Origin of the sequence: Streptosporangium sp. CA-135522 (assembly GCF_050949235.1) — a bacterium.
Classification (GTDB): domain Bacteria; phylum Actinomycetota; class Actinomycetes; order Streptosporangiales; family Streptosporangiaceae; genus Streptosporangium.
Genome location: NZ_CP192026.1, coordinates 5,361,123 through 5,378,800 on the forward strand (window position 1 = coordinate 5,361,123; position 17,678 = coordinate 5,378,800).

Genomic DNA, 17,678 nt, shown 5'->3' on the forward strand with positions numbered 1-17,678 from the left:
CATGAACGAGCTCAACATCTCGGCGGAGGAACACGACCGCGCGCTCCACAAGAGGGGCATCACCCGAGGGCTGTGGAGCGAGCGCCCGTCCGGCAAGCTCATCACCGAGCTGAAGGTGAACGACCGCATCCTTGTCCCGCGCCCGAAGGCCCTCGGCGGTCAGCCGCAGAAGGGCACCGTCACCAGCGAGCCGCACCGCGGCAGCGCGCCCGGCATGTGGGGCATCGACGTCACCTATGACGGGCCAATCGGCCTCGACGCCACCCTGTGGCGGGAGGAGGACGCCCGGTTCGAGCTGGACGCACCGGCCAAGCCCGACCCGAAAGACGAGCGCATGCCCTACCCGTTCCTGCCCGAGCTGCCCGGCCTGACCGCTGTGGGTGAGATCGACTTCTTCGACGGCCCCGCCGAGGCCGACGTGACCGGCGTCTGGCGTGACGACGCCACCGGCCAGCTCTACTACGCCGACGACTGGGTCGGCTCCTGGCCGGCGCCGCACGCCGACGTCACCCGTGAAGACCTGACCGAGATCACCGCCGACGAGCTGCAGGTGTACCTGAACAAGCGGCTCGACGACGCCGAGTGGATGAACGGCCGTGAGCCGTACGTCGCTGAGATCGCCGAGCTGATGGACCGCGTCCGCAAGCCCTGATTCGTCCCGCGCTCCCCAGTCACCCAGCTGGGGAGCGCCGCTCACCTGACCAACCCCCATGAAAGGAACCACGTGAGATACGACCAGATCGCCGCGACGTTCCACGCGAAGCTCCTCGATCCGTACGGTGAAGGCGCGATGTCGCTGCGGGATCTCGCCGCGCAGTGCAGCACCATCCACCTGGATTGGAATGTCGGCCAGGTGCTCGCCTGGCTGGAGGAACACGGACACATCGATTACCTGGTGTCGGAGGGACAGCTGCCGGAGGACTACCGGGACGCTCTGCTCACCCTGATCATGGCGTCGATCGGGCCGAGCGCGGCCGAGGTAGAGGAGCGGGTGTTGCGTCACAACACCTGATCCGCTCCGCAGTGCCCCCGGCCCCCAGCCGGGGAGCCATTCCTCACCCAACCCGACCCATGGAGACACCCGATGAGCGAGATTCCCCCCACCAGCGAGTTCACGCGGCAGGTGATCGACGACAGCGCCGAGCAGCCGGACGGAGGTGGCCGAGCCTGGATCCTGACCGGCCCGCTCGGCGGAGTCCACGTGTCGTTCATGAAGATGCCGGACATGCCCAGCTACGTCCGCGACGACGAGTTCTTCCCCGGCGGCTGGATGGGCAAAGACGTCGGCTACCACTCCCCGAAGCCCCTGTACGACGGCCACCGGCCTCGGCCTGAGCGGTGCCCGTTCGTGCCGGGCGGTCAGTGCTTCCAGTCTGGGTCGTCGGTCCCCGCGCAGCCGTTGCTGCAGGAGTGGTGGAAGGCCCGCCAGGACGACGAGGTGATCTGGCGCGCGGCCGAGTGGTTCTACCGGGCGAAGTTCGTTGACGGCCTGCCAGGCGACCCTGATTTCGCTGAGAAAGCGAACTGGATGACGGCCCGCACTGGCTTCCCGATCGACGTTGACCGGTTCGACACCCTGGTCCACCCGAAGATGCCCGCCGTGGGGGAGGACGAGTGACCGAGCTGGAGCTGCACGGCGGCGACGAGCTGGTGCCGGCCAGGGACGGCGAACTGTGGGCCCGGCTCGCCGAGCTCGACCAGGCGGCCGAGGAGTTCGAGCCCCGCTCGGCGAACACGCTGCGCTCCTACGCCTCCGACTGGCGGGCGTGGGAACGGTACGTCGCCGAGGTGGGCATCCCGCTGGAGGCCGGCACGCCGGGCGCGTTCCTCGGGTTCGTGATCTGGCTCGGCAAGGAAGGCAAAGCACCGAAGACGATCGAGCGAAACCTGTACGGCGCGGCGGTGTCCCTGCGGGAGCGCGGCGTCCCGGTGCACCCGAATGGGCCGAAGAAGGCGAAGAAGGCGGTCGATGCGCTGGCCCGGATGCTGGCCGAGTCGGGGGAGCAGCGGGGCCGCGGCCAGGCCCCGCCGCTGACGATGATGCAGCTCCGCGCGATGTCGAAGGCACTGCCGGACAGCCTGAAGGGCAAGCGGGACCGGGCCATCCTGACGGTCGGGTTCGGCATGGCGGCGCGCCGGTCGGAGTTGGCGAACCTCCTCGCCCGGGACGTGGTCGTGACGGAGAAGGGCCTGCTGGTGTACAGCCGGTACGGCAAGACCGGCGCCCGCTCGCCTGCGATCAAGAAGGGCGAGAACGAGTGGACGTGCTCACAGCGCGCCTGGGTGGCGTGGGCGGCGGCCGCGGACCTCGCCCCTGACGGGCCCGCGTTCATGCGCTTCAACCGGCACAAGATGCTGGGCCCGATCACCGGGCAGGGCATCGGGATCGCTATCGCGGACGCGGCCAAGGCGGTGGGCCTAGAGGGCATCACCGGGCACAGCATGCGCGCCGGCCTCGCCACGGCGGCGCGGGAGGCCAAGCACGACTACAAGACGATCGCTGAGCAGGGCGGTTGGGCGCCGAATAGCACTGCGTTGCACGAGTACCTGCGGATCGTGGACCAGTGGGCGGACAACGCCACGGCAGGGATTGGGATGTGAAGGGCTGACCGCGTTAGGCAGAGCAGCGGCCTGGCGAAGGTGGCTCGATGCAGCCCCCAGCCAGGCCGCCGCACTCACCAACGCAGGTGCCGTCGGGATCGGCGACGTATCACCTCCCGCTTGACGTGAGCGAGGGCATGGCGAAGCATCCGCGCTTTCGCGGACAATAAGGTGAAGATCCTGGCCTTCGTTCGGCTTCGCCAAGCGGCACCGATGAGGAGCGACCCCACGAGAAGGAGGGCAGCGGGAAGGAGGGTGGCTTTCCCGGGTACGCGGGCCAGAGCCTCATTTAGCCGGGCTGTGCACTGCTGGGCGCGTTTAGGGTCACGGTGAATCGCCCGGGAAGCACGGAGAACGAGGCTACGCGACGCCCACGGGCACAGCTCGCCCAGCTCGTTGACGAGCATCCCAATAAGGATCCCGATGATGAAGGCGACCATCGGCCGCCACCTTCGGGCGGCGAGCGGACACCGTGGGAGGCAGCGGATTCGACAACACGACGCCTCCGAAGCGGCGACGTCGGCGGCGACGTCGGGAGCGCTGCGTCAACAGCGTGAATGCGCGAACCACCGGGGCACGTCGCGCGCGAGCCAAGGTCAGCAGCAGCCGGATGACCCATTCCACGACTGCCCAGAACAAGAGTTCGGCGGACCTATCAGTGCGGTGACGCTGGGATACGGGCGATCCCGGCAGCCGGATAGGCGACTCCTCCGCGTATGTGTAAACCCCGCACGGCGCTGCCACGCCCTGACCCGCGAGGCGGTCGACTGGATCGGTGACTCTGTCGGGGCGGAGGGTGGCCAGCGCTCCCTGAGCAACGATAAGCCTGGGGGTCGCTTCCAGGCTCAGAGTTGTCTTGAAGCCGAGGCCAAACTTGCCGATCTGGTCATATCTCTTTAAGACCGCATGCGCGCTCCTGCGTTGTTGCCGATTGAGGAGTGCGAGCGCCGCGCTCACCCGGTGTTGCCCGTCAACAACGTGCAATTCGGGACCATGCACTCGGGGGTTCTCCCAGGGGCCCAGGTCGTAACTAAGGCTTGGGCGAATGACCTGCGCGCGAATGCCGTTCGCCAGCGTGATGGACTCCAGATGCGGTTTCTCGTTGAGGGCTGTTACGGGATCCAGCGCAGGATCTCGTGCAGCCCCGGGATGTCTGAACATGGGCCAAGTCTAGATTCCACGCCCCATGATCGCGCTGGGCTGAGGCCACGCCGGGAGCAATACGCCGGTCTGCTGCACGTCTTTGCCCCCAACATCGGGCGCGCTGACTTGCGGCACTTGACAACAGTGCATACTCTGGTCTTCAGCGTGGAACCCGCATGTCAAAGTGCTAGCAACAGTGCATGTGCGCGTTGCTGAGTTTGCGACTCGCTGACGTTCGGAGCCTCTCCCGTACCTCCCTGACCCCCTCGGAACGATCTTCTTAGAAACGCTCTCAGACGCGTATCGCGCGAGAGCGCTCCGAAGGCCCCGGACCCAACACGGTCCGGGGCCTTCCCCATGCCCCCGGTCCGGCGCGGCCCTGCGCTAGGGGGAAGCGCGGAAAACGTGCCGGACCGGGCACCACCCCTCAACCCCTCGGAGTCCCCTCATGTACTGGCACACCTCCGACTACGCCAAGCGGGACGGCCGCAAACCCGGCGTCCTGGCCCACCGCGGCTTCTGGCTCCACGACGCGCCCCGTCTCATGCTGTGGTGTCGCCTCCGCGGCCACCGGCCAGTCGTCGACGGGTACGGCCCCCACGAACAAGGCCTGGCCGCGCGCCGCTGGGTGGCGTGCGACCGGTGCGGAGCCCGACCCGACCCGCAGGGCAACCTCGACCCCGAGCAGTACGCGATCGGCGACCCGTACACCGGGCCGCGCTCGCTCAGCGACGCCATTTCAGCCATCTGGAGCTCCACCATCCCGGAACTGCGCTCACCGGACCGCTTCCACCCGCCCGGCCTGACCACGGGAGAGCCAACCGGCACGCTCGGCGGCGAACTGCTCATCGGCCGGACGTTCGGCGTGTTCTCCATCGAACTGGAGATCGGCGCCGCCGGTAGCGACCACACTGTGGCCGCGCACCTGCGGATCAACCCGCTGGGCGCCCTCTACCTGCACACCGAACAGTTCGGCGCCTGGCTGCAGCGCCGCCTGATCCCGGAAGGCTACGACAGCCGGGAGATCGGCCTGAGCCTGGACGGATGGACTCTGCGCTGGAAGCTGTGGGCGCGGCAAGGCCACTGGTCCCGCGACGAGCCGAAGTGGTGGCAGGGCTCCATCAACCTGGATCTGGTCGAGCGGCTGCGCGGGCCGAAGCGGTTCTCCTACGAGGACGCCGCCGGCCCAGTGCTCGCATGGGTGCACCTGCCCGAAGGCGACTCCTACCAGGTGCAGCTCAACCTGCAGCACGTCCGGTACGGCAGGCCGAAGACGCGCCGCCCGACGATGTCGTGGTCCGTCGACTGGGAATCCGACCGGGGCATCCCCACCCGATCGGGCAGCGACGGCAAACGCGGCACCATCATGGCGGCCGCGGTCACCTTGACCGACGCCGCCGCGACGCACGACAGGTGGGTTGAGGAGGCGTGCGCGCGGATCACCGCTGACCTGTCCGAGCAGCGCGTCCGGTACGGCTACCGCCCAGCCGAGGAAGGCAGTGACCGATGAGCGCCACCCTCACCCGCTGGAGTTTGGCCGCGACCGTCAACGACAGCGACCACCTGCCGGAGGACGTGAGCTACGACGACGTGACGGCCGAGATCCACGACGTCGTCGCCACGGCACTCACCGCCTGGTACGAGCAGCGCGGCCGCCGCCTGCTCGCCTGCGAACCGATCATTACGTGAGGTGGGACGTATGAAGGCGTACCTGGAGACGATCGCCCGCGTGTGCCACGAGGCGAACCGCGTCCTGCAGATCGCGCACGGCGACCCCGCCCCGTCGCCGCACTGGGACGACGCCCCGGCCTGGCAGCGTAAGTCCACGGCTGAAGGTGTCGAAGCCGCTCTCGACGGTGCCACACCGCAGGAGCTCCACGAGACGTGGTGCGACACGAAGCGGGCCGCCGGGTGGATGTACGGCCCGGACAAGAACGCCCACATCAAGACGCACCCGTGCCTCGTGCCGTACATGGACCTGCCCGACGAGCAGCGCGTCAAGGACCACATGTTCCACGCGATCGTCCGCGCCATGTCGACGAGCGACAGCCCTCGGACGGAGGTGTGATGCAGCGCCGCATCGAGTACATGCCGCTCCCGGGCATTCCGGCTGCGGCGCGGAACGCCAAGGACCACGACCTGCCCGCGATCCGCGCCTCGATCGAGACGTTCGGCTGCATCGTCGCCGGAGAGATCGACGAACGCACAGGCCGGCTTGTTGTCGGCCACGGCCGCAAGGAAGTCCTAACGGCAATGGCCGCGAGCGGCTCAACTCCTCCCGAGGGGGTGCGCCTGGCCGAGGACGGCACGTGGCTGGTGCCGATCGTGCGTGGCTGGTCGTCGCGGTCCGACGCGGACGCCGAGGCGTACCTCATCGCGAACAACAGGACGACCGAAAAGGGCGGCTGGGACGAAGGGCTGCTGGTTGAGTCTCTGCTCAACATTCAGCAGGCCGACGCGGGGTTACTCGTTGTCACCGGCTACACGGCGGACGACCTGGCGGACCTGGACGCGGCGATGGCCGCGGCGCTGGCCGGAGACATGGGCGGGGCCCCCGGCCCGCGCATAGTCGACGATGATGACGACGAGCGGCCCATGCCGCAGGCGCAGCCGCCCTCGGAGTTCCGTTCGTTCGACGAGGCGATCGACGTGGACTACCGCTGCCCCTCGTGCAGCTACGAATGGAGCGGGAAGCCCAAGTGAGTAAGCCGCCCTACCGGATCCCGTCCATGGCGGAGATCGCCGCCACCCCATGGAACGGCTTCAACGCGGTATCGACGTTCTCCGGCTGCGGCGGCTCATCACTCGGCTACCGGATGGCTGGGTTCCGGATGCTGTGGGCATCAGAGTTCATCCCCGCGGCCGCCGAAACGTACCGGGCGAACGCCGCGCCGTACACAGTTCTCGATACGCGCGATATCCGCGAGGTGACGGCCGCTGAGATCCTGGCCGCGACGGGCCTGAGCGTCGGCGAGCTCGACCTGCTCGACGGCTCCCCGCCGTGCGCCGCGTTCTCCACGTCAGGCAAACGCGAGGCCGGGTGGGGCACGGTCAAGACCTACTCCGACACCCAGCAGCGGGTAGACGACCTGTTCTTCGAGTTCGCCCGCCTGCTGCGGGACCTGCAGCCGCGTACGTTCATTGCGGAGAACGTCGCGGGCCTGGTCCAGGGGACGGCGAAGGGCTACTTCAAACGGATCCTCAAGGCTCTGGGCGAAGCGGGCTACAACGTGACGGCCCGGCTGCTCGACGCGCAGTGGCTCGGCGTCCCGCAGAGGCGGCAGCGGATCATCTTCGTCGGGGTCCGCGAGGACCTGAACTCTCAGCCTGTCCACCCTGCTCCGGAGCCGCACTACTACACCATTCGGGACGCTGTCAGGGGCCTGCCGGGCGCATTCGACGACCTGGCCAATGACCCGGAGACGGGCTACCCGATCAGTATCCGCGGCTACTCGATCGAGCCGCTGTGGCGGCAGCTCAGGCCAGGCGAGGGCCACCCGGAGCGGATGAATTTGAAGCGGCTCAGTTTCGACCAGGCCGCGCCAGCCATCCTGGCCAGGGCCGGGACGGCGGGCACGGCCGCGCTCACCCACCCGACGCACCCGCGTTACCTGACGATCCCGGAGCTGCGCAGGATCGGCGGGTTCCCCGACGACTTCGTCCTCACCGGCAACTACGCGCGCCGCTGGGAGCGGATCGGGCGGGCGGTGCCGCCGCCGATGATGGCCAGGATCGCCGGGGCAGTCCGAGACGAGATCCTCATCCCGCTGCGGGACGCGGAGCCGTCATGTGCGGAGTAGCGGCGATCCTCGGCGCGGCGAATCTCGCGCCGGCCGCCGCCCGGCTCTCCCACCGGGGGCCGGACGCGGCGGCGACCGTCACCGTGGCGGGCGTGACGCTCGCGCATACGCGGCTCGCGATCCAGGACCCGGGCGGCCGGTCCGACCAGCCGTTCCGCGACGGGCCGGTGACGATCGTATACAACGGTGAGATCTACAACGCCGCTGACCTGCGGCTCGCGGTCGAGCGGGCCGACCCGGGCCGGGCGTGGAAGACAACCGGCGATACGGAGGTCTTCGCAGCCGCGCTGCACATCCTCGGCCCCGACACGACGCTCCCCTTGGTCAACGGCATGTTCGCCGTGGCGTGGGCCGACGAGCGGCAGCCGGGCGTGCTTCACGTCGCGCGTGACCGGCACGGGGAGATCCCGCTCCACCTGCACCTGGCGCAGCCCGTCGCTGCGGCGTCCGAGCTGAAAGCGTTCACCGCAATCGGCCGGCCGGTGGCGGAGAACAGCGTGGCCGACGTCCCCGCGGGGCACTGGGCGGCGATCAGCCGTACAGGCATCGCGTGGACGCGCTACCACAAGCAGAGCTGCGCCCCGGTGGCGTCGAGCCTCGCGAAGGGGAGTGTCGCGCTCAAGTCGTCCCTGGCGCGGGCCGTACGGCGGCGCCTGATCTCGGACGTGCCCGTGTGTGCGCTGCTGTCCGGTGGGATCGACTCGGCTGCGATCACGTATGAGTTGGTCCAGCACCGGCCGGGCCTGGTCGCGTACACCGCCCGCATGGACCCCAAGTCACGGGACCTGCGGTGCGCGCGCGAGGTGGCCGAGCAGCTCGACATCGAGCTGGTGGAGGTCGACATTCCGGTGCCCACGGCGTCGGACCTGGCCCGGGTGGTGTCGGTGATCGAGATGCCGTACAAGGCGCAGATCGAGATCGGGTGGGCGTGCTTGCGCCTGGCCGAAGCGATGCGCGGCGACGGCTTCAAGGTCACCTATTCCGGTGAGGGGTCCGACGAGCTGTGGGCGTCGTACGGCTTCGCCTACCACGCCCTGCAGACGACCGACTGGCACGTCTACCGGCGTGACCTGATGGCCACCCAGAGCAGGAAGAACTTCCCCCGCGTCAACAAGACGTTCATGGCGTCGAGCGTGGAGGGGCGGCTGCCGTTCTGCGACCCCGACCTTGTCGACCTCGCGCTGTCGCTGCCCAGGCACGCGGTCGCGGACGGCAAGGCACACCCGAAGGCCGTCCTGCAGCACGCCTACGCCGGGCTGCTGCCCGACTCGGTTGTCCGCCGGCCGAAGGTTGCGTTCCAAGACGGCCTCGGGTTGAAGACCGCGATCACCCAAGTACTGCACGACCCGGCGCGGTTCTACCGGGCCGAGTACCGGCGCATCGTCCGGAGCGAATCATGAGCGAAGACAGCGACATCGCCCACCAGTTCGACGCTGGCGGGTGGGAGTTCACCAGCCACGTGGCTGAGGTGTTCGACGACCACGTGCGCGCCTCGGTGCCGTTCTACGACGCGATTCAGGACCTAGTCGCCGAGACCACGGACTGGCTCGTCCCGGCTGGCGGCCTGGTCGCGGACCTCGGCGCGTCCACGGGGGCGTCCGCGCTGCGAATCCTGCAACGGCACCCGGGCCGCGGCATCCGATTCGCGCTGTACGACGAGCAGCCCGCGATGCTCGACCAGGCCCGCCTCGCTATCGACGAGCTCGGCGGCCACGAGGTCACCTTCAACGTGACCCGCATTCAGGAGGCGCCGCTCGCGCACGCAGATGCTGATCTGACGCTCGCCCTGTTCACGCTGCAGTTCCTCCCGCAGCAGGAACGTCTGGACGCTCTAAGGCTGGCACGCGCGTACTCGAAGGAGATGGGCGCGCTGATCGTCGCGGAGAAGATCCGGCCAGTTGACGGCCGGTGGGCCGAGATCGGCCAGGACGTCGCGCACGACTACAAGGCCGCACACGGCATCAGCGACTCGGCCATCAGGGCGAAGGCTCGGGCACTCCGTGGAGTACTTCGACCGGCGCCGCAGCAGACCACGATGCAGACCATCACGGCGGCCGGGTGGCACTCGCCCGAGGTGCTGTTCCGGTGGCACTCCTGGGCCGTTATCGGGGCGTTCGCGTCCGCACAGTGACCAGGGGAGGGGCACCCGGTGTGGTTCGACGAGCGTCCGCCCCCGGACTGGACGGTGGAGCTGCCGGTCGGGATGACCCTGCTGAACAGCAATCAGCGCCTTCACCCGATGGCGAAGGCGAAGCTGACGAAGGCCCTGCGCGGTGCCGGCCGCGACGCCGCGGCAGCGCTCGGCGTGCCCCACTTCGACCGGGTGTACGTGATCGGCGAGCTACGGCCTGTCGACCGGCGCCGCCGCGACCCGGGCAACTGGTATCCGTCCGCAAAGGCCGTCGTTGACGGCCTGGTCGACGCGGGCGTGCTCGACGACGACGACCACACCCGCCTGATCGGCCCGGACATGCGGATCGGCCAGGTGGTGAAGGGCTCCCAGCTCGTCCTGCACATCTGGGATATCAGCTAGGAGCCGGATCTCAAGGTCGCCGCTCGCCGAGCTCGTCGACGTTTGCTGTCTCGTAAGCGAGTGATGCAAGCGGTATCGCTTGCGCTCTCTCTGCTTGCATCGCTCCGCCCTCCAACTGTCGATCTAGAAACGGGGGTCCCCTCATGGTCTCCAGCAGGCGACGAGCGTCGGCCACCGTCGTCGCTGAGCGTAGAGCCAAAGCCGTCCAGATGCGCATCGCGGGCATCAGCCCCACGATCATCGCGGAAACCCTCGGCTACGCCTCCAACGCTGCAGCCGTCAGGGACATCACACGCGCGATGCAGAAGGCGGCCAAGGCCGAACACCTCGCGTCCGAACAGCTCCTGCAGATAGAGATTGACCGGCTCGACCGGCTCATGGCTGGCATCTGGGCCAAGGCCCTGCAGGGCGACGTCAAGGCGGTCGAGCAGGCCGAGAAGCTGATCACGCGCCGCTGCAACCTGCTGGGCCTCGACCTGATCAACCGCAACGGGTCGGAGAGCGCTGATGTCATCGGCCTGCTCGGGTCGCTGTTCGCGCAGATGCAGGCCCGGCACGTCCCAGCCGGGGTGACGACGGTGGAGATCGTCGACGCCATCGAGGCTAGCGAGAACGACGAGTGAGCAAACTGGCGCTTGTCACGCTGTCACCTGCGCAAGAACGCAGCATTGCTGAATCCACGGCCCGTATCAACATCTGGACGGGCAGCGTCCGATCCGGGAAGACCATCGCCTCCCTTCTGCGGTGGCTGATGTACGTCGCGCAGGCGCCCCGCGGTGGCCACCTCGTGATCGTCGGTAAGACTGCGGACACCATCGCGCGTAACGTGTTCGAGCCGCTGATGGACCCCAGCTTGACGGGGCCGATCGCTAGGCGGATCTTCTTCACGCGCGGCGCCCCGACCGCGAACGTTCTCGGCCGCCGCGTGGAGATTATCTCGGCGAACGACGTGCGCGCCGAGTCCCGCTTGCGTGGTCTCACCTGCGCGGGCGCGTACGTGGACGAGGCGACGCTGATCCCTGAGACGTTCTGGGATCAGCTCCTCGCCCGCTGCTCCGTCACCGGCAGCAAGATCTTCTGCACCACGAACCCCGATGCGCCCAACCACTGGCTGCGGAAACGGTTCCTCCTCCGGTCACACGAGCTGGACCTGAAGTGGTGGCACTTCACCCTCGACGACAACCCGGCCCTCGACCCCGTGTACGTGGCGAACCTCAAGAGCGAGTACACGGGCTTGTGGTACCGCAGGTACGTCCTCGGCGAGTGGTGCATGGCCGAAGGCGCGATCTTCGACATGTGGGACCCGGACAGACACATCGTCGATTCGCTGCCGCTGATGGAACGCTGGCTCGGCGTCGGCATCGACTACGGCACCGTCAACCCGTTCTCGGCGCTCCTCGCTGGGGTGTCCACCCCGGACCGGGATGGGCAGCGGCGTATCTACCTGGTGTCGGAGTGGCGGTGGGACTCCCGCATGGAGCGCCGCCAGCTCACCGACGCCGAGTACTCCACGAAAGTCGGCGAATGGCTGGACAACATCCCCGACACCTACGGCCCAGGCACCATGGGCGTCCGCCCGGACTGGATCATCGTCGACCCGTCCGCAGCGTCGTTCGTCACCCAGCTCCATCATGATGGGCTGCTGCCGCAGCTCGGCGACAACGCCGTCCTCGACGGCATCCGCACCGTGTCCAACTTGATCGCTGCCGACCACCTGCGAGTGCATCGCTCCTGCCACGGCTGGATCTCCGAGATCGGCTCCTACTCCTGGGACGACCGGAAAGCTGAGAAAGGCGACGACGCCCCCGTGAAACTCGACGACCACAGCCTCGACGCCGGCCGATACATCCTGCACACCACGCAGGCGGCATGGATGCCGCTGCTGGAAGCCGTGCCGAACTACTGACGCTAGCGCTACCGCTGGCATATCAAACCCCGCACCCCACCGGGTGCGGGCGGCTCCGCGCTGGCCTTCCGCAGCGCGTCGAGCCCCGGTGGCCCCGGCCTGCCTCTGTTGAGGGGCAGCGGCAGGCCGGGACCACTCATCTTCTTTTCCGACCTCACATGAGGAGGGTCATGGCTGACTTCCAGTTCAACATTGCCAAGGGCAGAACCGCCGAGCTCTACAACCGGGTCAAGACAGGCGACCCGGCCACCAGCACGCTACTCCTGGTCGCTCTGGCCGCCGCGAACATCGAGACCGATGCGGTGCTGAAAGACCGGGACACGCTCGCCGACGTCCTGGCTGGCACCACCGACGAAGCCACCAACACCGGTTACACGCGGAAGGTGCTGGCTGCAGCCGATCTGAACGCCTTGACTCCTGACGACGTCAACGATCGCATTGACCTCGACATCCCTGACCAGACCTGGACCAACGTCCAGGTGGGAAGCAACTGGTCGAAAATCTTGGTGTGCTACCGACCAGCGACCGCCTCGCCTGACAGCGCGATCATCCCCCTGACGTCGCATGATTTCCCGATCCAGCCGGACGGCAGCAACGTGGTCGTGCAGATCGACCCGGCTGGTTTCTTCCGGGCGGTCTGATGGCGACGTACCGGCTGTACCTCGCGCCCGAAGAGGCGCAGTTCCGATCCACCGCTTTCCCCGCGTTCGCCAAAGCGAATGGGTCCGCCTTCCCTGTGAGCGGTCTGGCCTACGACGCCGCCACGGCTGAACGAGCTTCGTGGAAGTTCGAGCCGATGAGCTACACAAGCGGGGACCTCACCGTTGACGTCGTGTGGTACGCCGACACCGCTACCTCCGGGGCGGTTCGCTGGGAGGTGTTCCTCGCTGCGATCACCCCGGGAGTAGATAGCGACAACGTCGAAGCCAAGACGATGAACGTCGGGTTGACCGCAGTGACCTCCCACCTCGGAACAACCGGTAAACGCCTACACAAGACGACGCTCATCCTGTCAGCGCTGGACAGCATGGCCGCCGGCGACGAGGTATGGCTACGACTCGGACGTGACGCCGCCGACGCCAGCGACACCATGGCGGGCGACGCGATCGTGACTAGCGTCCGACTGTCCTACACCGGCGCGTAGGGGGTCTACGGTGGCGGTCAGGTTCAGCGCGGCCGGGCAGAGCTACACCAGAGCGGTCGCGCTCGGCACCATTTCTGCGTTCACCGTAGCCTGCTGGGTCAAAATCGCAGCTAACCGAGCGAGTTTCACCACCCCATGGGCCATCGATAACGGCGCCAGCGACTATTTCGTCTTGCAAACCAGTGAGTCTGGTGTCGACATGGCGGTGTGGGACGACGCTGGGCTTGCGCAGATTGTCCGTCAGATGACGGTCGGCACCTGGTACTACATCGCGATCGCCGTGAACGGCGTAGATGGCACCACAACCACGCGGGCAGCAGACGACACTGCATTCGACAGTGGCGGCTGGACCGCCCAGTCGTCCAACCTCAACGCCGCGACCCTGCGCATCGGTGATAGCCCTTTCGGCGGCGAATGGATCAACGGGGCGGTAGCGGCATTCAAGTTCTGGACGGTGGCGTTGACCCAGGCCGAGTTGGAAGCCGAATGCAGGCAGTACATGCCGGTACGGACGGAGAACTTACGGGCCTGGTATCCGCTGCTCCGGCCCGAAACGGCTGACTACTCCGGCCGCGCATCTACGCTGAGCGGCGGCACAGGCGCGACGAAAGAAGACGGGCCGCCGATCTCCTGGGGCGCGCGGCGGATGGGCGCATGGACACGAGCCGCAGCAACGGTGATCTCGCCGGTCAGCGAGACCGGCAGTGTTCGACCGTTCAATCGTGTCAAGAGCAGGACCGTCGGTCAGGTCGTTGAGACAAGCGCTGCGGTGTCGAGCACACCAAACAAGACGCGGGCGCTGCCGCCGGTCGTCGAGACCGGCACGGCTTTCCAGGTGCTGGCAACCAAGGCTCAAGCCATGGGGCAAGTCGCCGGAACCGGCAGTGTCCAGCCGTTCAACCGCGTCAAGATCAAATCAGTGAGCCAGGTCGTTGAGACCGGTACCGCAGTGAACGTCCGCGCCAAACCTGAGATGCATTCGGTCGTTGAGACTGGCGATGCGCTGCCGTTCTCCCCGGTCAAGGCTCACCCGCTGGGTCAGATCGCTGAAGCAGGTACCGCCGAGTCGATCGGGTTCGCGCGGGGTGGCCTCCTGGCCCAGCTCGTCGAGGCCGGTACGGAATTCCCGCTGCTGCGTGTCAAAGCGTGGCCGGTCACGCCGGTCATCGGAACGGGCACCGTTCACCTGCTTCAGCCGCTGCCGCCGATCGTGGGTGTCGTCGGCCAGGTCCTCGAAAGCGGCGCCGTTTCCCGGATGCTGCGCCGTACCGGGCCGCTTCGTGCTGGCTCACCGTTCGTGATGTGGCACGCCAAGCCACCCGCCGTGCAGTGGTACGCATCCTCACCTGAAACTGAATGGTCCGCTGGGCCGCCGACAACGTAGGGGGCTCACTGTGGAACCCATTTCCTCGCTCAGTCGCCCGTACCTGTATATCCAGGTCGATGGTGCGGCCGGCACGGAGGATGTGGAGATCGCTTTCACGAATGTGGGCGCCGAGCCGGCCGAGGGCGACTGGCTCCCTGCGGGGTGGTCTAACGCCACCTCGGAGGGCGCGCGGGCGCGCATTCTCATCGGCCCCGGCGCGGTCGCTCTGCCGGATGGCACCTACATGGCGTGGGTCCGTGTGAACGGTGCCGTTGAGCGGCCTGTGCTCCCGGCCGGGCTTGTCCCCATCACCTGACGGAGATCCACGTGACTGTCGATGAAGCGGTGTCCAGCGCCGCGCGCCTTCTCCAGCAGGCCGAGCTGGAGATCACGAATCTCCAGTTGATGGAGCAACTCGGTGATCTCGCCGACCGGTGGATTGAAATTGGGCGTTTGCTGAACGAACGAGAGGTGGTGTGATGCCGCTCCCCACGAACGACCAGGAGTGGCCGCCTCCGCGTATGCGGGCCGAGATGAGGCTGTACGGCCAGCATGGGGCCTGGTATTCCGGTGACCCTGACCGGCTTGCTGAGGTGTACGGCAATGGCGCGGTGTCGCCGGGCCTGGGCCTGGACCTCAAGGGGTGGGACAGGCCGTTGCAGTTCGCGGGTGGCGCTGTCGGCCGTATCGCCCGATGGTTCTGGGGCTCCCCGATCCCGGCTGGGCAGTCGAGGTCCACGAAGCTGCATGTGCCGTTGGCGGCGGACATCGCGTCCAAATCCGCGGACCTGCTGTTTTCGGAGCCGCCGACGCTGCTCGCGGCGGGAAAGAAGACGCAGAAGCGACTCGACCAGATCATGAACGAAGGCAGCGTCTACGCGGGGCTGCTGGAAGCTGGTGAGCTGTGCTCCGCGTACGGCGGGGCGTACTGGCGGGTCGGCTGGGACACCGAGATGGCCGACCACCCGGTGTACGACTCGCTGCCCGCCGACAGCGCGGTGCCTGAGTTCAACTTGGGCCGGCTGCGTGCGGTGACGTTCTGGCGGGTCGTGGAAGAGGACCAGAAGGTCGTTTGGCGGCACCTGGAACGGCACGAGAAGGGGCGCGTCTACCACGGCCTGTACCAGGGCGACGACAGCCGCCTTGGCCACCCTGTGCCGCTGCAGGAGCACCCGGCAACCGAAGGGTTCGCCGAGATAGTGGACTCGTCCGGCGGATTCGATTCCGGCTATCCAAAGGGCTTGCTCGTCCACTACGTGCCGAACATGAGGCCACATCGGACGCTGCGCGGCACCAACCTGGGCCGTAGCGACTACGCCGGGGTCGAGCCGCTGATGGACGCACTGGATGAGACCTACACGTCCTGGATGCGGGACCTGCGGCTCGGCAAGAGCAGAATCATCGTGCCCGAGGTCTACCTGCAAAACACCGGCCGCGGCAGGGGCTCGTACTGGGATCCGGACCGGGAGATTTACTCCGGCATCGGCATGCTGCCGCCGGCGAACGGCAGCGGCAACATGATCACCCTGTCGCAGTTCGAGATCCGCGTCGAGGAGCACTGGAAGACGGCGAAGACCCTCGTCGCGGCGATCGTCCGCGGCGCCGGGTACAGCGTGCAGTCGTTCGGTGAGGCCGGGGAAGGTGTCGAGGCGACCGCGACGGAGATCCACTCCCGTGAGCGGCAGTCCCTCACCACGCGCGGCCGGAAGATCGGCTACAACACGCCTGCGTTGGCGTGGCTGGGCGACTGCCTACTGTCGGTCGACCACTACATCTACAAGACGAAGGTCACCGCTGAGCGTCCGCAAGTCCAGTGGCCGGACGGCGTGTTCCTGGAGACCGAGAGCGTCGCCAGGACGGTTGACCTGCTGAACCGGGCCCAGTCCGCGTCGATCGACACCCGTATCCGCATGGTCCACCCGGATTGGGATGAGGACCAGGTGGGCGCAGAGAAAAAGCGGCTGCGTGACGAGCTGGGCCTGAACGTGCCGGACCCGGCCACGTTCACCGACCAGATCATCCCTGACCAGGCCGACGACCTCGATGGCTGATGCGCTGGAGGCGGTGGACGGGCGGATCGAGCTCGCGTACGCGATCTCCGAGATGTACGCCGACGCCGAAGAGCATCTGTTCAAGGTTCTGGCCAAGGCCACAGCGAAGGGCGCCCAGCCGCAGCAGGCCGCCAACCGGCTCACTGAGATCAAGGAGCTCAGCGAGCAGGCGGAGAAGATTCTCAAGGACCTTGAGAAGCTCGCGTCTCAGATGCTCAGCAAGGGCGTCACGCAGGCGTGGGAGGACGGCTTCGAGCAGGCGAGCCAGGAGTTGGAGCGTCTGGGGGAGGATCGAGGCATCACCCCGGGCCAAGGGGTGGCGCAACTCCTGAAGGAGGCGCTGGGTCTGCTGCCGCCCCTCACCACGGGGGCGCTGCGCATGGTTAACGACATCTACCGGCAGGTGATCGCCGAGACGACGCCGTTGGCGTTGACCGGCGCGATCACCCGGCAGCAGGCGACAACCGCGGCGTTGCAGAAGTTCGCCGCGAAGGGCATCAGCGGGTTCGTCGACAAGAAGAACCGCACCTGGTCTATCTCGGCGTACGCGGAGATGGCGGCCCGGACGGCGATGGCGCGGGCGGCGAACGAGGGGCATCTGTCGACGCTGCGGGACAACGGCCGTGACCTGGTGATTGTGTCGCGGGCTCCGTACCGGTGCCCGGTGTGCGTGCCGTGGGAGGGCAAGGTGTTGTCCCAGGCCGGTTCGGCGGGGGACCGGCAGGAAACGAACGTCCTGACGGGCGAGCTGGTCACGGTGCAGGTCACGGCGACGGTTGAGGACGCGCGTCAGGCGGGACTTCAGCATCCGAATTGCCGCCACACCTTCTCGGTATATCTACCGGGGCTGACGAAGCCACCGCCGAAGGTGGAGACGGCTGGCATGTACGAGGACAGTCAAGAGCAGCGGCGCCTGGAACGGCAGATCCGCGGGTGGAAGCGGCGCGCTGCGGCTGCTCCCGAGGGCAGCCCGGAGAAGAAGGCCGCGAATCAGCACCTCAAGGCGTATCAGGCGAAGATGCGTGAGCACCTGGACAAGACGGGGCTGCTGCGGTAGTCGACCTCCGGCGACCCGCCGCCTGTCTCGCAGGTCGAGGCAGACAGCGACCTTGACGTCCTTTAGTGATCACACAG

General features: G+C 67.5%; 21 protein-coding genes. All 21 read left to right on the plus strand.

Features of this window, described 5'->3' with window-relative positions:
* Position 1 precedes the first annotated feature (1 nt).
* The 21 genes from ACQPYK_RS25360 to ACQPYK_RS25460 all read left to right on the plus strand — a co-directional run bounded on the left by ACQPYK_RS25360 (position 2) and on the right by ACQPYK_RS25460 (position 17,601).
* Complete coding sequence (locus tag ACQPYK_RS25360; RefSeq protein ID WP_433235449.1) at positions 2-652, plus strand: hypothetical protein; 651 nt, start codon at positions 2-4, stop codon at positions 650-652.
* 72 nt (positions 653-724) lie between these two features.
* The gene (locus tag ACQPYK_RS25365; RefSeq protein ID WP_433235452.1) at positions 725-1,012 is read left to right on the plus strand and encodes a hypothetical protein; all 288 of its coding nucleotides are present in this window, start codon (positions 725-727) and stop codon (positions 1,010-1,012) included.
* A gap of 72 nt (positions 1,013-1,084) precedes the next feature.
* Entirely contained in the window at positions 1,085-1,618 is a 534-nt protein-coding gene (locus ACQPYK_RS25370) for a hypothetical protein (RefSeq protein WP_433235455.1), read from the plus strand.
* Entirely contained in the window at positions 1,615-2,601 is a 987-nt protein-coding gene (locus tag ACQPYK_RS25375) for a tyrosine-type recombinase/integrase (RefSeq protein ID WP_433235458.1), read from the plus strand. The genes ACQPYK_RS25370 and ACQPYK_RS25375 overlap by 4 nt, the downstream gene beginning before the upstream one ends.
* 1,591 nt (positions 2,602-4,192) lie before the next feature.
* Positions 4,193-5,254, plus strand: coding sequence for a hypothetical protein (locus ACQPYK_RS25380; RefSeq protein WP_433235461.1), 1,062 nt, complete (start codon positions 4,193-4,195; stop codon positions 5,252-5,254).
* Positions 5,251-5,433, plus strand: a complete 183-nt coding sequence (locus ACQPYK_RS25385) for a hypothetical protein (RefSeq protein WP_433235464.1) — start codon at positions 5,251-5,253, stop codon at positions 5,431-5,433. Before ACQPYK_RS25380 ends, ACQPYK_RS25385 begins: the two co-directional genes overlap by 4 nt.
* 10 nt (positions 5,434-5,443) lie before the next feature.
* Entirely contained in the window at positions 5,444-5,812 is a 369-nt protein-coding gene (locus ACQPYK_RS25390) for a RyR domain-containing protein (protein WP_433235467.1), read from the plus strand.
* Positions 5,812-6,447 carry a hypothetical protein gene (locus tag ACQPYK_RS25395; protein ID WP_433235470.1) on the plus strand — a complete coding sequence of 212 codons (636 nt, stop codon included), beginning with the start codon at positions 5,812-5,814 and terminating at the stop codon, positions 6,445-6,447. Before ACQPYK_RS25390 ends, ACQPYK_RS25395 begins: the two co-directional genes overlap by 1 nt.
* The gene (locus ACQPYK_RS25400) at positions 6,444-7,544 is read left to right on the plus strand and encodes a DNA cytosine methyltransferase (RefSeq protein ID WP_433235473.1); all 1,101 of its coding nucleotides are present in this window, start codon (positions 6,444-6,446) and stop codon (positions 7,542-7,544) included. Before ACQPYK_RS25395 ends, ACQPYK_RS25400 begins: the two co-directional genes overlap by 4 nt.
* Positions 7,532-8,944: an asparagine synthetase B family protein gene (locus ACQPYK_RS25405; RefSeq protein WP_433235476.1), complete on the plus strand. Its 1,413-nt coding sequence runs from the start codon at positions 7,532-7,534 to the stop codon at positions 8,942-8,944. The genes ACQPYK_RS25400 and ACQPYK_RS25405 overlap by 13 nt, the downstream gene beginning before the upstream one ends.
* A complete protein-coding gene (locus ACQPYK_RS25410; RefSeq protein WP_433235479.1) occupies positions 8,941-9,675 on the plus strand; it encodes a methyltransferase domain-containing protein in 735 nt (244 codons plus the stop codon). The genes ACQPYK_RS25405 and ACQPYK_RS25410 overlap by 4 nt, the downstream gene beginning before the upstream one ends.
* 18 nt (positions 9,676-9,693) lie before the next feature.
* Positions 9,694-10,077, plus strand: a complete 384-nt coding sequence (locus ACQPYK_RS25415) for a hypothetical protein (protein WP_433235482.1) — start codon at positions 9,694-9,696, stop codon at positions 10,075-10,077.
* A 209-nt stretch (positions 10,078-10,286) separates the two neighbouring features.
* A complete protein-coding gene (locus tag ACQPYK_RS25420; protein WP_433235485.1) occupies positions 10,287-10,700 on the plus strand; it encodes a hypothetical protein in 414 nt (137 codons plus the stop codon).
* Positions 10,697-11,983 carry a PBSX family phage terminase large subunit gene (locus ACQPYK_RS25425; protein WP_433235488.1) on the plus strand — a complete coding sequence of 429 codons (1,287 nt, stop codon included), beginning with the start codon at positions 10,697-10,699 and terminating at the stop codon, positions 11,981-11,983. The genes ACQPYK_RS25420 and ACQPYK_RS25425 overlap by 4 nt, the downstream gene beginning before the upstream one ends.
* A gap of 170 nt (positions 11,984-12,153) precedes the next feature.
* Positions 12,154-12,624, plus strand: a complete 471-nt coding sequence (locus ACQPYK_RS25430; protein ID WP_433235491.1) for a hypothetical protein — start codon at positions 12,154-12,156, stop codon at positions 12,622-12,624.
* Positions 12,624-13,127, plus strand: a complete 504-nt coding sequence (locus ACQPYK_RS25435) for a hypothetical protein (protein ID WP_433235493.1) — start codon at positions 12,624-12,626, stop codon at positions 13,125-13,127. Before ACQPYK_RS25430 ends, ACQPYK_RS25435 begins: the two co-directional genes overlap by 1 nt.
* 10 nt (positions 13,128-13,137) lie before the next feature.
* The gene (locus ACQPYK_RS25440) at positions 13,138-14,511 is read left to right on the plus strand and encodes a LamG-like jellyroll fold domain-containing protein (RefSeq protein WP_433235496.1); all 1,374 of its coding nucleotides are present in this window, start codon (positions 13,138-13,140) and stop codon (positions 14,509-14,511) included.
* Positions 14,512-14,521: 10 nt separating this feature from the next.
* On the plus strand, positions 14,522-14,809 hold the full coding sequence (locus ACQPYK_RS25445) for a hypothetical protein (protein WP_433235499.1): 288 nt from the start codon (positions 14,522-14,524) through the stop codon (positions 14,807-14,809).
* Between the two features lie 11 nt (positions 14,810-14,820).
* Complete coding sequence (locus ACQPYK_RS25450; RefSeq protein ID WP_433235502.1) at positions 14,821-14,973, plus strand: hypothetical protein; 153 nt, start codon at positions 14,821-14,823, stop codon at positions 14,971-14,973.
* Positions 14,973-16,544 carry a phage portal protein gene (locus tag ACQPYK_RS25455; protein WP_433235505.1) on the plus strand — a complete coding sequence of 524 codons (1,572 nt, stop codon included), beginning with the start codon at positions 14,973-14,975 and terminating at the stop codon, positions 16,542-16,544. Before ACQPYK_RS25450 ends, ACQPYK_RS25455 begins: the two co-directional genes overlap by 1 nt.
* Positions 16,537-17,601, plus strand: coding sequence for a phage minor capsid protein (locus ACQPYK_RS25460; RefSeq protein ID WP_433235508.1), 1,065 nt, complete (start codon positions 16,537-16,539; stop codon positions 17,599-17,601). Before ACQPYK_RS25455 ends, ACQPYK_RS25460 begins: the two co-directional genes overlap by 8 nt.
* Positions 17,602-17,678: the final 77 nt, after the last annotated feature.